Raw genomic sequence first — 14,669 nt, forward strand, 5'->3', positions numbered from 1 at the left:
GAATGTCGTGCAACGTCGCCGTGCCGCTCTCTGGAGAGGCCAGCGCAGTAAACCATGATGTCAGTGTGACATCAATGGATTTGCGTGGCATTTTACAAGGGTCAAGGTCTGGCGCTTGCCGCCGATAACAAGCTGTAAGTGAGCTGCACAACCTTTAGCGCATCAGGAGCATTTAATGGCCGGCATTCTCGACACGGTAGATCAACGCACGCAACTGGTGGGTGAGAATCGCCTGGAAATCCTCATGTTCCGCCTGTTCGGGCGTCAGTTGTTCGCGATCAACGTGTTCAAGGTGCAGGAAGTCCTGCAACTGCCCAAGTTGACCTTGATGCCGCAGCGCCACCCGTTCGTCTGTGGCGTGGTCAACCTGCGGGGCCAGACCCTGCCGGTGATTGACCTGTCCCAGGCCATTGGGATGCGCCCGCTGGTGCCGGGCCCCAACAGTACGATTATCGTCACCGAGTACAACCGCTCGGTGCAGGCGTTCCTGGTGGGCGGCGTGGACCGCATCGTCAACATGAACTGGGAAGCCATCCTGCCGCCACCGACCAGTGCCGGTCGCCAGCATTACCTCACGGCCATCAGCAAGGTCGACGACCAGTTGGTGGAAATCATCGACGTGGAAAAAGTCCTGGCCGAGATCGTGCCGTACAACGCCAAGGTCTCCCGTGAAAAACTCGAAGATCCGGTGCTGGAGCGTGCCCGTGGCCGCGAAGTGCTGCTGGTGGACGACTCCAACGTGGCCCTCTCGCAACTGCGCGACACACTCGGCCAGTTGGGGGTGAAGATGCACATCGCCAGCGACGGTCTCAAGGCGCTGAACATGCTCAAGGCCTGGGCCGACAGCGGCCAGGTGATGACCGACAAGCTGCTGATGATCTTCACCGACGCCGAAATGCCCGAGATGGACGGCTACCGCCTCACCACGGAGATCCGCAACGACCCGCGTCTGCGTGGCTTGTATGTGGTGCTGCACACCTCGCTGTCGGGCAGTTTCAACGATTCGATGGTGAAGAAGGTCGGCTGCGACAACTTCCTGTCCAAATTCCAGCCCGACAAGCTGGTGGATGTGGTGCGTCAGCGTCTGATGCTGGACGAAGTGCCCGCTTGACCTTAGGGTGATGGCTTTGTCCCTCAGGAATGCAGGCTCATGCTTCGTCTCAGCGCGTTGTACCGTTACCCCTTGAAGTCCGGCAAGGCCGAAATACTGCAGCACGTCGGCCTGGATAAACTCGGGGTGGACGGGGACCGACGCTGGATGCTGGTGGATGAAGCCAGTGGACGTTTCCTCACGCAGCGTGCCGTGGCAAAGATGAGCCAACTGTCGGCGTTGTGGAACCGCAGCGGCGGCCTCACCTTGAGTTCGCCGGGTTACACGCCGCTGGACGTGGCGCTGCCCGGCAGCGACGCCGAGTTGCGGGGTGTGACGATCTGGCGCGACACCTTGCGCGTGCCGGACGCGGGCGACGCGGCGGCCGCGTGGATCAGCGATTTCATCGGCAAACCGACGCGCCTGGTGCAAATCCCCCTCGAACGCGCCCGCACCACTCAGGCCGGTTACGGCAAGGACGACGACCAAGTCGCGTTTGCCGACGGTTACCCGCTGCTGGTGATTGGTCAGGCGTCACTGGACGACCTTTCACAGCGCATCGGCCGCCCCATGGACATGTTGCGCTTTCGGCCCAACCTGGTCATTGAGGGCAGCGCAGCCTTCGCCGAAGATGGCTGGAAACGCTTGCGCATCGGCGACGTGGAGTTTCGTGCGGTCAAGCCGTGCTCGCGCTGCATCCTCACCACCATCGACCCGCAGACTGGCGAGCGCAGCGCTGACCGCGAACCTTTCGCCACGCTTGAGGCATATCGCAAGACCGAAGCCGGCGCGATTTTCGGCCAGAACCTGGTCAACGATGGTATCGGGCGCCTGGAAGTCGGGATGCCGGTGACGATCCTGGAGTAACTTTCCTCACGCATAAAAAAAGCCCGTCTCCTGCGAGACGGGCTTTTTTTTGCTTCCGGGAAACCCTTAGCCGCGGTATTCGCACAGGTAAGCGGTGTCCACGGCGACCTTCAGCTGGAACTTGCTGTTGGCGGGCACGTTGAACTGGCTGCCGGCGGCGAAGGTTTCCCACTCGCTGGCATCAGGCAGTTTGACGGTCAGGGCGCCAGACACCACGTGCATGATTTCACGCTGGGCGGTGCCGAACTCGTATTCGCCGGGGGCCATTACGCCGATGGTCGCCGGACCTTCTGCGGTGCCGAAAGCGATCGACTTGACGGTGCCGTCGAAGTACTCGTTGACTTTGAACATGGGCGATTCCTCGGAAAAGGGGTTGATGCTTTTATTGTAGGAGCGAGCTTGCTCGCGAAGAACGCCCAGGCACCGCGTTTAATCAGATTACCCGCTTTAGCGTTGACGTTCTTCGCGAGCAAGCTCGCTCCTACAGGTAAGCATCACCAAAAAGGGCGTCCAGTATGCCCAAGGCCAGAGGAGCTGCCTAGACCGGCAAAATCAACGGCAGCAGGCGCGCGGTGTTGCGTGCATCCTCCAGCGCCCGATGCTGTTGGCCATGGAACTGCAACCCCGCCAATTGCAGGGCGCCGTTGAGCCCCAGGGGCTTGTCCAGCCGCCTGGCCTTGGCGAAGCGCTGCTTGAGGTTCAGGTGGGGCGTGGTCGCGAGTGCGCTGGACAGGCCGTGGCGCTGCCATTCGAGTTCCAGTTGCTTACGATCGTAATCACCCCAGCTGGCCCAGCCTTCCAGGCGCGGCTGATGCTGGCCCAGCCAGCGCTCGAATAGCGGCCACACCTCGGTCATCGGCGCCGCGCCATCGATGTTTACCTGGGTGATGTGGGTCAGTTGGCGACAAAAGGGCGTCAGCAATGGCCGGCGCAGCGGCCGCACAAAGCGCTGGAAGTGATCCAGTTCGCGGCCCTGGCGGTTGACCAGGCTCGCGCCGATCTCGATGACTTCCATCTCCGTCACGGGCCAGCCGCCTTCATCCGTTGTGGCTTCAAGGTCAATAATCAGCCAATGAGGCATCGTGCAGGTTCCCGTACTCTTCCCTTTCTGATGGGGATAGAGCGTAGCCCGGCCCTGTAGTTCCGCCTAGGGGCTAGACGATCTCCAGTAAAACTTGACGATTGCGCACCTGATCACCGGCGATTACTTGCACGCCCTTGATCACACCGTCGATACCGGCGGTCAGCGGATGCTCCATTTTCATGGCTTCGAGCACCAGCAACAGTTGGCCTTTGGTCACGCTGTCGCCGGCGCTGACCCGCACATCGACAATTGCACCGTCCATCGGCGCCTTGACCGTGCCGCTGCTGACGTTGGCCTGGCGGCTGGCGACTTGCTGGGTGCGGTCAGTCACCGTGAGGCCAGGTAGCCACAGTTGGTTGCCGACGAGGTGATAGGCGGTGCGGCGGCGGATGCCATTGAACACGTGGTTGGCGTGGCGGCCGTCGGTGGTGAGAGGCAGGGGGGCAGCGTTGACGGTGTGGGTGTCGCCGTTGACCTCCAGGCGATAGGTGCAGGGTGCGCTGGTGTTGTTGCGCCATCCCGCCAGGCCTTGGGGATGCTGGTTGGCGCTGTGCTGGTAAAACAGTGCGGCGGCCAGGGCAAGGTGTTCTGCTGACGGCGTCAGGGGCTGGATTTCGCTGAAGTGCTCAGCAATAAATCCGGTACTGAAATCGCCGCCGACAAAGTCCGGATGCTTGAGCAGATCAACCAGCAACGGCTGATTGGTGGTGACCCCGAGCAGCACCGTATCTTCCACCGCCCGTAGCAATTTGCGTCGCGCCTCTTCGCGGGTCGCGCCATAGGCAATGATTTTGCCCAGCATCGGGTCGTAGAACGGGCTGATGCGTTGGCCTTCCGTCACTCCATGGTCGATACGCACGCCAGCGGCCGGATCCCAGCGCAACACCTCACCGGTTTGCGGCAGGAAACCCTGGGCCGGGTCTTCGGCGTACAGGCGCACTTCCATGGCGTGGCCGTTGAGGGAGACGTCCGGCTGTGTCAGCGGCAACGGTTGGCCGGCGGCGATTTGCAACTGCCAGTCCACCAGGTCGAGGCCGGTGATCAGTTCGGTCACCGGGTGTTCCACTTGCAGACGCGTGTTCATTTCCAGGAAGTAGAACCGGCCGTTGCGGTCGAGCAGGAATTCCACGGTGCCGGCGCCGACGTAGTTCACCGCACGCCCGGCGTTCAAAGCGGCTTCGCCCATGGCCTGGCGCAGTTCGGGCGTCATGACCGGGCAGGGGGCTTCCTCGATGATTTTCTGATGGCGGCGCTGGATCGAGCAGTCGCGCTCGCCGAGGTAAATGAGGTGGCCGTGGCTGTCGCCGAACAGCTGGATTTCGACGTGGCGCGGGTCGATCAGGGCTTGTTCGAGGATCAGTTCGCCGCTGCCGAAGGCGTTTTTGGCCTCTGAGCGGGCGGTGTGCAGGTTGTCCAGCAGCTCTTCTGGGTGCTGGACGAGGCGCATGCCGCGACCGCCACCGCCGGCGCTGGCTTTGATCATCAAGGGGTAGCCGATGGCGTCGGCTTCCCGTTGCAGGGTGCTGTCGTCCTGGGCGCTGCCTTGGTAACCGGCGATGCACGGCACGCCCGCGTCGAGCATGGCGAGTTTGGACAGGCGTTTGCTGCCCATCAGTTCGATGGCTTCGGGGCTGGGGCCGATAAAGGTCAGGCCGGCTTGCTGGCAGGCGCGGGCGAAGTCGGGGTTTTCGGAGAGGAAGCCGTAGCCGGGGTGGATGGCATCGGCGCTGGTGACTCTGGCAGCGTTGAGGATGGCGTCGATATTGAGGTATGACTGTTGGACCGGGGCGGGGCCGATGTGCACGGCTTCGTCGGCCATCTGTACGTGCAGGGCCTGGGCGTCGGCATCGCTGTAGACCGCCACCGTGCGATAGCCAAGGGCCTGGGCGGTGCGCTGGATGCGGCAGGCGATTTCACCGCGGTTGGCGATCAGGATTTTGCTGAATGCGGGCATGGGTGTATCCCTTGGCTGATGGGGTGTTTGAGCGGGCCTCATCGCAGGCAAGCCAGCCCCCACAGTTGTAGGTGTTCGCACCTCTGCACTGTGGGAGCTGGCTTGCTCGCGATGGCGTCACTTACACCACCGAGGCTTTCTTTTCTGCACAAACGCCTGCGTCCCCTCAATCCCTTCTTCGCTCCTTACCGCCTCGGCAAACCACTGCGCCCCTCGGTCCAGCACAGCCTCAAGCGGCTCATCCACACTCGCCAGCAACAGGGATTTGGTCCGTCCATTCGCGCCTGGTGCGCAGCGCAGCACGTGTCCCAGTACCTCATCCAAACGCTCTGCCAGCGCCTGCGGGTCGCGCTCGGTAAAATGCACCACCCCCAATCGTTCAGCTTCCACGCCATCAAACCGAGCTGCCGTCAGCGCCAACCGTCGTGCCTGGGTCAGGCCAATCCGCTTGACCACAAACGGCGCAATCTGCGCTGGCAATAATCCCAGGCTGGTCTCCGGCAATCCGAATTGCGCCTGGTGATCGGCTATCGCGATATCACTCACACACGCCAACCCAAACCCCCCGCCCAGCACCGCGCCCTGTAGCACCACGATCACGACTTGCGGCACGCTTTCCACTTCCTGCAGCAAGGTGCCAAACGCCCGGTTCAGTGCCTGTAGTTGGCTACCCGCGGTGACGAGATCCTTCACGTCGGCCCCGGCGCAAAAATGCCCGCCTGAACCGCTGATCACCACCGCCCGCGTCTGGCTGTCCAGCTTCGCCATCACGCTGCGCAGTTCATTGACCATTTCCAGGCTCATCGCATTGCGGTTTTCAGGGCGGTTGAGGGTGATGTGCAACACGCCGTTGTGCGGTTCCAGCAGCAAGGTCTTCATGATTTTTTCCCCGGCAAGGTGCCCATCAGTTTGCAGATGATGCCCAGCATGATTTCGTCGGCGCCGCCGCCGATCGACACCAGGCGCACATCGCGATAAGCGCGGGCCACGGGGTTGTCCCACATAAAGCCCATGCCGCCCCAGTATTGCAGGCAACTGTCGCTGACTTCGCGGCCCAGGCGCCCGGCCTTGAGCTTGGCCATGGAGGCCAGGCGGGTGACGTCCTGGCCTTTGATGTATTGCTCGGTGGCCTGATAGACCAGCGCGCGCAGGCATTCGATTTCGGTGGAGAGCTCAGCCAAGCGAAAGTGAATGACCTGGTTATCGATCAGCGCCTTGCCGAAGGTCTGGCGTTCTTTGCAGTAGTCGATGGTGCTGTCGATGCAGTGCTCCAGGCCCTTGATCATATTGGCCGCGCCAAACAGGCGTTCTTCCTGGAACTGCAGCATCTGCATCATGAACCCCGCGCCTTCATGGCCGATGCGGTTGCGCTGCGGCACGCGCACGTCGTCGAAGAACACCTGGGCGGTCTCGGAGCTGTGCATGCCAAGCTTTTCCAGGGGCGGGCTGACGCTGATGCCGGGGGTGTTCATCGGCACCATGATCAGCGACTTGTTGATGTGCGGTTTGTCGTCGGAAGTGTTGGCCAGCAGGCAGATGAAGTCGGCGCTGGGTGAATTGGTGATCCACATTTTGCTGCCGTTGATCACGTAGTCGTCGCCGTCCTTACGCGCATGGGTCTTGAGCCCGGCCACGTCGGAGCCGGCGCCGGTTTCCGAGACGCCGATGCAGCCGACCTGCTCGCCGCTGATGGCCGGACGCAGGAATTCGTCGCGCAGTTCATCGCTGCCGAAGCGGGCGAGGGCGGGGGTGCACATGTCGGTCTGTACGCCAATGGACATGGGAATGCCGCCGCAGCGAATGGTGCCGAATTCTTCGGCGGCGACGATGGAATAGCTGTAGTCCAGGCCCATGCCACCGAATTTCTCCGGCTTGGAAATGCCGAGCAGACCGAGGTCGCCAGCCTTGCGGAAGATCTCATGGATGGGAAAGCGTCCGGCTTTTTCCCATGCGTCCACATGGGGATTGATCTCGCGGTCGACGAAGGCGCGGACGGTGCGGCGCAGTGCCTGGTGTTCCTGGGTAAAGATCATTTTTATTGTTCTCCTAAAAACGCGCTACACCGAAGGTATTGGCTTGCAACTCACGCACCTGCGCCTCGTGGCAGATATCCAGCAGAAAGCCCAGCAAGGTCCGTGTATCCCGTGGATCAATCAGCCCGTCGTCCCACAAATTGGCACTGCCATAAAGCGCGGTGGATTGGCTGTCGAGCTTCTGTGCGGTGACCTGCTCCAGCATGTCCAGCACCTTGGGGTCCGGCACCAGGCCGTCCTTCAACTGCTTGGCCTCAGTGACGATGCGCAGCACTTTGCCCGCCTGCGCACCGCCCATCACCGCCGTGCGGCTGTTGGGCCAGGCGAAGATAAAGCGTGGGTCCAGGCCGCGGCCGCACATTGCATAGTTGCCGGCGCCGTAGGAGCCGCCCACCACAATCGTGAGTTTAGGCACTCGTGCATTGGCCACCGCCTGGATCATCTTCGCGCCGTGCTTGATCACGCCTTGCTGCTCTGACTCGGTGCCGACCATGAAGCCAGTGGTGTTGTGCAAGAACAGCAGCGGCGTGCGGCTTTGGTCGCACAGTTGGATAAAGTGTGCGGCCTTGGTCGCGCCCTTGGGCGTGATCGGGCCGTTGTTGCCGATCACCCCGACGGCGTGGCCTTGGATGTGCAGGTGGCCGCAGACGGTGTGGGCGTCGAACTCGCCTTTGAATTCAAGGAAGCGGGAGCCGTCGGCCAGGCGCGCGAGGATTTCGCGGACGTCGTAGGGTTTCTTCGGGTCGTCAGGGATCAGGCCCAGCAGTTCTTCGATGGGATACAGGGGTTCTGCGTAAGCACGGTTTGGCACCATTGGCAGGTGATCATTCCAGGGCAACAGGCCGACGATGTCCCGTGCGATGCGCACACCGTCGGCGTCATTTTCCGCCAGGTATTCGGCGGTGCCGGCGGTGTGTGCGTGCATCTCTGCGCCGCCCAGTTCTTCATCGGTGGCCACTTCGCCGGTTGCGGCCTTGAGCAGCGGCGGGCCCGCGAGGAACAGTTTGGCCCGGCCACGCACCACCACCACGTAATCCGACAGCCCCGGCTGATAGGCACCGCCCGCCGTGGCCGAGCCATGCACCACGGTGATCTGCGGCAAACCCATGGCCGACATGCGCGCCTGGTTGGCGAAGCTGCGCGCGCCCTCGACGAAAATCTCGGCGGCGTAGTTGAGGTTGGCGCCGCCGCTTTCGGCCAGGGTCACCACGGGCAGTTTGTTCTCCATCGCGATGTGTTGCAGGCGCAGAGATTTCTTCAGGCCGGTGGGGGAAATGGTGCCGCCCTTGATCGCGCTGTTATTGGCCACCACCAGCATGCGCACGCCCCTGACGTAGCCGATGCCGGCGATCAACCCACCGCCGGCGGCGCTGCCATCCTTGTCGTCGTGCAGCTTGTAGCCGGCCAGGCTGGCCAGTTCCAGGAACGGCGCGCCGGGGTCCAGCAACAGGGCGAGACGCTCGCGGGGCAGCAGTTGGCCGCGCTTGTCGAACTTGGGCTTGGCTTCCTGAGCCTTGGCGAGCAGGGTGTGTTCCAACTGGTGAAGGTGGGCGATGGCCGCCAGCATGGCCTCGCGATTTTGCGCGAACTGGGCGTGGTGGGTGTCGATCAAGGACTCGATTACCGGCATGGTCTATTTCTCCGCCTTGAGCACATCCGGCAGGTAGGCACGGTGAAAGCCATTGAAGGGTTCGCTCGGTGCCTGCGCCTTGTGCAACGGCCAGGCGCGGCTGCCCAGGCTGGCCGCACCGTCGATGCGCAAAGTGCTGCCACTGATGAAGGCGGCGGCGGGGCTGAGCAGGAACACGATGGCTGCGCTGACTTCCGATTCGGTGCCGATGCGCTTGAGCGGCACGTGTTCGCGCAAGGTCGGGATCACCGCCTTGAACGCGCCTTCGTAGGTGTCCATGCCGCTGGAGGCGATCCAGCCCGGCGCCACGGCATTGACCCGTACCCCGGCGTAACCCCATTCGAAGGCGGCGGTCTTGGTGAAGTTGTCCATGCCCGCGCGCGCCGCACCCGAGTGGCCCATGCCGGGCATGCCCCCCCACATGTCCGCGAGCATGTTGACGATGGCGCCGCCATGCTTGCTCATGGATTGGTTGAACACTTCCCGCGCCACCAGGAAGCCGCCGACGAGGTTGGTGCGGATTACGGTTTCGAAGCCTTTTTGATTGATCGCCGCCAGTGGTGACGGATATTGGCCCCCCGCATTATTGACCAGGCCGTGGATCGGGCCGTGGGCATGAATGATGTGTTTGACCAGCGCCTTTACGGCCTCTTCATCGCGAATGTCGCACGCCTGCCACGCGGCGCTGCCGCCATCTTCGGCGATCTCGATCGCGACGTTTTGCAGCTTTTGCGGCTTGCGTCCCACCAGGATCACCTTGGCACCCAAGGCCGCCAACTCATGGGCGGTACAGCGGCCAATACCGCTGCCACCGCCGGTGACCATCACGGTGTACCCGTGGAACAGGTTGGCTTTGAAGATCGAGTCGAAGGCCACGGCAACGCTCCTGTCAGGTGAGTGAATCTGCGATGTGTTGCGGCACGGCGATGGGGATTTCCAGCAGTTGCTGGGCGAAGGCTTTGCCCTGCGGGTCGATGCGCAGGCTGGCGATGCCGCCGCCGCCCAAGGCGTTTTCCAGCAGGAAGTTGAGGCTGTGGCTGCCGGGTAAATACCAGCGCTCGACGCGACCGTGAACGGGGTCCAGCACATGGCCCATCCAGTCGACGATCACTTCCGGGGTCAGCGCTTCGGCGATCCAGGGCAAGTACTCGGGGTCGCGGGCGATCACGCCGATGTTGCTGTGGTTGCCCTTGTCGCCGGAACGCGCCACGGCCAGTTTCACCAGAGGGACGCTGGCGTCGGCGCGGCCTTGGGGCTTGGGTGGGTCAATCGGTGCATCGGGCAGTGCGGGGGCGTCGGCAACCGGCAGGGAGCAGGTGTGGCGTTTGTCCTGCAAGTCGATCAACAGCTGGCAGGCGGATTTATCGATCAGGAATGAAAACAGCCGGATCAACGGGTACACGGTTGGCCGTCCGCCCACGATGCCGGTCAGGCCCGGCGCCATGCCGGTGGCGGCTTGAGCGATCTCACGTGCGAACAGCACCAATGCCTGTTTGCTCGGGTGACGCACCGCCAGTTTCACCACCACTTCGCGGCAGTCCTGACGCTTCGCGTGGGCGCCATAGGTCGCTTCACTGCCGAGCAGTTCGATATTCACCTCGGTGTAGGGCGCCCAACCGCGTTGGCTGAACAGTTCCGAGGTCTTGTGGATGATGGCTTGGCTGACCCGCTTGGCCTTTGCCACCGCATCGATCCCGGCGATCAGGCAACTGGCGGTGCAGCGGAAGCCGTCCGGGTAGGTGGCGCTGACCTTGTACCGATCGGTGGGCGGCAAGCCCTTGGCGCCGTGCAGGCGCACACAGTTTTTGCCTTGCTGCTGCAACTTGACCTGGCTGAAGTCGCAGATCACATCCGGCAGCAGATAGGCCCGCGGGTCACCGATCTCATACAGCAACTGCTCGGCCACGCTGAGTTCGCTGATCAACCCGCCCGTGCCGTCGACCTTGCCGACGGTGAACTGCCCGTCGGCGCCGACTTCTACGATGGGAAAACCGATGTGTTCGTAGTCCGGCACATCGCGCCAATCGGTGAAATTACCGCCGGTACACTGTGCGCCGCATTCGATGATATGCCCGGCCAATGCGGCTTGGGCGAGGCGGTCGTAGTCTTGCCAGGACCAGTTGAACTCATGCACCAGCGCCGCGCTGACCACGGCGCTGTCCACCACGCGACCGGTGATGACGATATCCGCGCCCAGTGCCAGTGCCTGGGTAATGCCCGGTGCGCCGAGGTAGGCGTTGGCGGACACGCACACCGGTGGCAACGGCGTGCCGTTGAACATGTCCGTGATGCCGTGCAGTTGCTTGAGTTGGGGGAGCAGGTCATCGCCCAGCAGCACGGCGATGTTCAGTTTGATACCTGCTTTGTCGCAGGCCGCTTGCAGGGCGGCGGCGCAGGCCTGGGGATGGATACCGCCGGCATTGCTGATCACACGAATGCCCTGGCGCTGGATATCCGCCAGCAAGGGCGTGAGCACTTCGACAAAATCCGTCGCGTAGCCCGCCTGGGGATCTTTCATGCGCGCGCCGGCGAGGATCGACAGGGTGACTTCCGCCAGGTAGTCGAACACCAGGTAATCCAGCTTGCCGCCGTGCACCAACTGGGCAGCGGCGGTGCAGGTGTCGCCCCAGAAGGCGCTGGCACAGCCGATACGAACTGTCTTGCTCATGAGAAATCCTTCCTCGAATGGCTGTGGGCGAGACTACCAAGCAAGCGCTTGGTTTGTAAACGCCAGTCACAAGTTTTAGCCAAGCGCTTGCTTGGGTGGCCGCCACGGCCTAAATTGCCGGCCAAGACGTCCGTGGAAGTAGAGGAGAGAGGCATGGATGAGCATAAAGCCCTGCGGGTGATGCGCACCATGGTGGAAGCCGGCCAACTGACCGACCCCGACAGCGCCCGGGGCAAGCTGCTGCAGACCGCGGCCCACCTGTTTCGCAACAAGGGCTTCGAGCGCACGACGGTGCGCGACCTGGCCAGCGCCGTGGGCATCCAGTCCGGCAGCATCTTTCATCACTTCAAGAGCAAGGACGAGATCTTGCGCGCGGTGATGGAAGAAACCATCCATTACAACACCGCGATGATGCGCGCCTCCCTTGAGGAAGCCAGCAACGTGCGTGAGCGTGTGTTGGCGCTGATCCGCTGTGAATTGCAGTCGATCATGGGCGGCAGCGGCGAGGCCATGGCGGTGCTGGTCTACGAATGGCGTTCGCTGTCGGCCGAAGGCCAGGCCCAGGTGCTGGCCCTGCGTGATGTGTATGAGGCGATCTGGCTGCAGGTACTGGGTGAGGCCAAGGACGCCGGCTATATCCGGGGCGATGTATTTATTACCCGGCGTTTCCTCACCGGTGCCTTGTCCTGGACCACCACTTGGTTCCGCGCCGAGGGCAGCCTGACGCTTGAGCAGTTGGCCGAAGAAGCCCTGTTAATGGTTCTGAAAGCCGATTGAGGTGCAAGCTATTAATTTGCCGATGGAAAGTTGTCTCGCCAGACGAAAACGCCTAGCTTATCGCCATTAGCGTTTTTGAACGGTGTGTGCCTTGATGTTTTCGCCATGGCGGCTGGCTGCAGGACTTACCTTTTGGGCACTGGGCACCGCGTGGTGGGGGCAGGCTTCGGCTGCGCAACTGGTCCGCATCGGCGCGGCACATTTCCCGCCCTACACCGTGCGCCCCGAGCAGGGTGCCGATACCGGGTTGCTGCCGCAACTGGTCGAGGCCCTGAACGCCTCGCAAACCGACTACCAATTTGTACTGGTGCCCACCTCTATCCCGCGACGTTTTCGCGATTTCGAGCAGGGCCGGGTGGATATGGCCATCTTCGAAAACCCTGACTGGGGCTGGCAGAAGATTCCCCACACCACGGTCGATATGGGCCTGGAAGACGCAGAGATTTTTGTCGCCCAACGTGAGGCCGGTCGCGACCAAAGCTATTTCGCTGACCTCAAGGGCAAACGCCTGGCGGTATTCAGCGGTTATCACTACGCCTTCGCCAACTTCAACCCCGACCCCAAGTACATGGCGGAGCACTTCAACGCCACGTTGACCTACTCCCATGACAGCAACCTGCTGATGGTTGCGCGCGGGCGTGCCGACATTGCCTTGGTGACCCGTTCGTACTTGAGTGACTTTATGGTGCGCAATGCGGAGATGGCGGGGCAGTTCCTGGTGTCGGAGCGCATCGACCAGGTGTATCACCACTTCGCGCTACTGCGCCCGAAAGCACCGATCACGGGGGAGGCCTTTTCCGCATTGCTCAAACGCTTGCGTGATGATGGCGAGATGCTGAAGATTTTCGAGCCGTACCGCATTGATGTGACGGCGGTACCCTGAGTGTGGGAGCAGGCCTGCTCCCACATTTCCTACAGCGGTGTGTCACACCCTACGTGCAAACGTATCGCTATGGCTGCCCGACACTTTGCGGCAGTGCACCAGCGCATCCCTGATCATGAAGTTCACCAGGGTCGGCGATACGCCAAGTTCCTTGGCGATGTCCTTTTGCGGCACGCCGTGCAGGCGGTACATCTCGAACGCGTAGCGGGTGCGTTGCGGCAGCTCCGTCAGGGCGTCGGCGATGTTTTCCAGGGTGTTGAAATTGATGTGCGAGGTTTCCGGTGAAGCGCCGTGAATAACCACATTCAAGCCTTCCTCTTCCGTCCCGGAGTATTTGAGCTCCAGGGCCTGCTTGCGGTAGTGATCGATCGCCAGGTTGCGCACGATCTGGAACAGATAACTCAATTGAGCCTTGAACGATGACGTGATCGTCGGCGCCGACTGCAGCCGGAAGTAGGCGTCCTGCACTACGTCTTCGGCACGGGAGCGGCAGCCGGTAATACGTGCCGCGATCTTCACCAGGATCAGCCGATTATCGACGAATGCCTGGAGAAGCGGTGAGTCGCACCTGCCTGTGGATACTTGTTCCGTCATGGAAATCACCTTGTCGCAAAAGAAGTCAGGGGAGGGCGTCCTTGCTGAGGCCTCCTACACATCGGGCAACAAATTATGCTGAATGATAATGATTGTCAAATGAGAAGGCGAACTAATCTTATGCTTTCTTGTTAGGTGTGAACCACGTCTCGCTCGTACCCGGCGACTAATTATTTGCCGGTGCCGTCCGTTCTTCTGGGTGACAGGTCCGTTAGTAAAACGGCCAAGGACCAGCACCCGCAGGAGGACGAAATGGGTTTTTATCGTGCATACAGCGTGTTTCAGTTTGGAGTCGTCACGCGATGAGTGCGCCGACCCGACTGCGCCTGTTCTGCCTGCCCTATTCGGGCGCCAGCGCCATGGTTTACGCGCGCTGGCGTCGGGCCCTGCCCGAGTGGTTGCAGGTATGCCCACTGGAATTGCCCGGGCGTGGCATGCGCATGGACGAGCCGTTGCAGCGCGACATCAAGGTGTTGGCGGCCCAGCTCGCCGATGAAATCAGCCGCGACCTGAACGGCCCCTACGCCTTGTTCGGTCACAGCCTCGGCGGCCTGCTCGCCTTCGAGTTGGCGCATGCGCTGCGTGCGCGCGACGTGCCGCCGCCGCTGGCCCTGTTCGCTTCCGGCACGGCCGGGCCGGCACGCCGCGACGTCAGCGAATACGCCATCGAAAAGACCGACGCACAACTGATCGCCCGCCTGCGCGAGCTGCAAGGCACCGCCGAAGAAGCCCTGGCCAACTCCGAGTTGATGCAGTTGATGCTGCCGATCCTGCGCGCGGATTTCCTGCTGTGCGGCAGCTTCAGCTACGGCGAGCGCACACCGCTGGGCATGCCGATTCACGTGTTTGGCGGCAAACAGGACAGCGTGCGCGCCGACCAACTGCTCGACTGGCAACTGGATGCCGCCAGTGGCTTTTCCCTGGACATGTTCGACGGCCACCACTTCTTCCTCATACAGCACGAAAGCGCCGTGCTGCGCTGCATGCGGCGTTACGCCGAGGAACACCTGGCCCGATGGCGCAATGGCGTGGCACGTCCACTTGCCGTCGGCTGAACCAGCCCCCCCGAATTCTCGAATTTCCCGTAAG

14 protein-coding genes and 1 pseudogene are annotated in these 14,669 nt (G+C 62.2%); 5 read left to right on the plus strand and 10 right to left on the minus strand.

The features are described 5' to 3' along the window. The first annotated feature begins 175 nt into the window (after positions 1 to 175). The gene (locus tag AB4O08_RS20950) at positions 176 to 1,111 is read left to right on the plus strand and encodes a chemotaxis protein CheV (RefSeq protein WP_010208794.1); all 936 of its coding nucleotides are present in this window, start codon (positions 176 to 178) and stop codon (positions 1,109 to 1,111) included. Positions 1,112 to 1,150: 39 nt separating this feature from the next. Beyond that, positions 1,151 to 1,957, plus strand: a complete 807-nt coding sequence (locus AB4O08_RS20955; RefSeq protein ID WP_460114319.1) for an MOSC domain-containing protein — start codon at positions 1,151 to 1,153, stop codon at positions 1,955 to 1,957. Between the two features lie 66 nt (positions 1,958 to 2,023). Here the strand turns inward: AB4O08_RS20955 and ppnP are convergent, their stop codons facing one another. From ppnP to AB4O08_RS21000, 9 genes and pseudogenes are all read right to left on the minus strand, one after another. Beyond that, positions 2,024 to 2,308 (minus strand): pyrimidine/purine nucleoside phosphorylase, encoded by a 285-nt coding sequence (ppnP, locus tag AB4O08_RS20960; RefSeq protein ID WP_010208796.1) that lies wholly within the window; start codon positions 2,306 to 2,308, stop codon positions 2,024 to 2,026. A gap of 32 nt (positions 2,309 to 2,340) precedes the next feature. After that, a pseudogene (locus AB4O08_RS20965) lies at positions 2,341 to 2,430 on the minus strand (outer membrane lipoprotein carrier protein LolA); the annotation flags it as partial. Between the two features lie 65 nt (positions 2,431 to 2,495). After that, the gene (locus AB4O08_RS20970; RefSeq protein WP_042571861.1) at positions 2,496 to 3,038 is read right to left on the minus strand and encodes a 3'-5' exonuclease; all 543 of its coding nucleotides are present in this window, start codon (positions 3,036 to 3,038) and stop codon (positions 2,496 to 2,498) included. Positions 3,039 to 3,111: 73 nt separating this feature from the next. Then, the gene (locus tag AB4O08_RS20975; RefSeq protein ID WP_042571860.1) at positions 3,112 to 4,995 is read right to left on the minus strand and encodes an acetyl-CoA carboxylase biotin carboxylase subunit; all 1,884 of its coding nucleotides are present in this window, start codon (positions 4,993 to 4,995) and stop codon (positions 3,112 to 3,114) included. Positions 4,996 to 5,112: 117 nt separating this feature from the next. Beyond that, positions 5,113 to 5,874 (minus strand): enoyl-CoA hydratase/isomerase family protein, encoded by a 762-nt coding sequence (locus AB4O08_RS20980; protein WP_010208799.1) that lies wholly within the window; start codon positions 5,872 to 5,874, stop codon positions 5,113 to 5,115. Continuing rightward, positions 5,871 to 7,028 (minus strand): citronellyl-CoA dehydrogenase, encoded by a 1,158-nt coding sequence (gene atuD / locus AB4O08_RS20985; protein ID WP_010208800.1) that lies wholly within the window; start codon positions 7,026 to 7,028, stop codon positions 5,871 to 5,873. Before atuD ends, AB4O08_RS20980 begins: the two co-directional genes overlap by 4 nt. 13 nt (positions 7,029 to 7,041) lie before the next feature. Continuing rightward, positions 7,042 to 8,658, minus strand: coding sequence for a geranyl-CoA carboxylase subunit beta (gene atuC, locus AB4O08_RS20990; RefSeq protein ID WP_042571859.1), 1,617 nt, complete (start codon positions 8,656 to 8,658; stop codon positions 7,042 to 7,044). 3 nt (positions 8,659 to 8,661) lie between these two features. Continuing rightward, the gene (locus AB4O08_RS20995) at positions 8,662 to 9,534 is read right to left on the minus strand and encodes an SDR family oxidoreductase (protein WP_045791787.1); all 873 of its coding nucleotides are present in this window, start codon (positions 9,532 to 9,534) and stop codon (positions 8,662 to 8,664) included. A gap of 13 nt (positions 9,535 to 9,547) precedes the next feature. Then, a complete protein-coding gene (locus AB4O08_RS21000) occupies positions 9,548 to 11,326 on the minus strand; it encodes an acyclic terpene utilization AtuA family protein (RefSeq protein ID WP_198729455.1) in 1,779 nt (592 codons plus the stop codon). 153 nt (positions 11,327 to 11,479) lie between these two features. On the opposite strand from AB4O08_RS21000, the gene AB4O08_RS21005 reads away from it, so the two are divergent. Next, on the plus strand, positions 11,480 to 12,103 hold the full coding sequence (locus AB4O08_RS21005; RefSeq protein ID WP_010208805.1) for a TetR/AcrR family transcriptional regulator: 624 nt from the start codon (positions 11,480 to 11,482) through the stop codon (positions 12,101 to 12,103). A 94-nt stretch (positions 12,104 to 12,197) separates the two neighbouring features. Further along, the gene (locus AB4O08_RS21010) at positions 12,198 to 12,986 is read left to right on the plus strand and encodes a substrate-binding periplasmic protein (protein ID WP_010208806.1); all 789 of its coding nucleotides are present in this window, start codon (positions 12,198 to 12,200) and stop codon (positions 12,984 to 12,986) included. A gap of 42 nt (positions 12,987 to 13,028) precedes the next feature. Here AB4O08_RS21010 and AB4O08_RS21015 read toward each other — a convergent pair whose 3' ends face one another. Continuing rightward, positions 13,029 to 13,580, minus strand: a complete 552-nt coding sequence (locus AB4O08_RS21015; protein ID WP_005789991.1) for an RNA polymerase factor sigma-70 — start codon at positions 13,578 to 13,580, stop codon at positions 13,029 to 13,031. 302 nt (positions 13,581 to 13,882) lie between these two features. Between AB4O08_RS21015 and AB4O08_RS21020 the strand changes: the two genes are divergently transcribed. After that, entirely contained in the window at positions 13,883 to 14,635 is a 753-nt protein-coding gene (locus AB4O08_RS21020; protein ID WP_460114320.1) for a thioesterase II family protein, read from the plus strand. The last annotated feature ends 34 nt before the right edge of the window (positions 14,636 to 14,669 follow it).

Source organism: Pseudomonas sp. H3_E07, assembly GCF_054668895.1.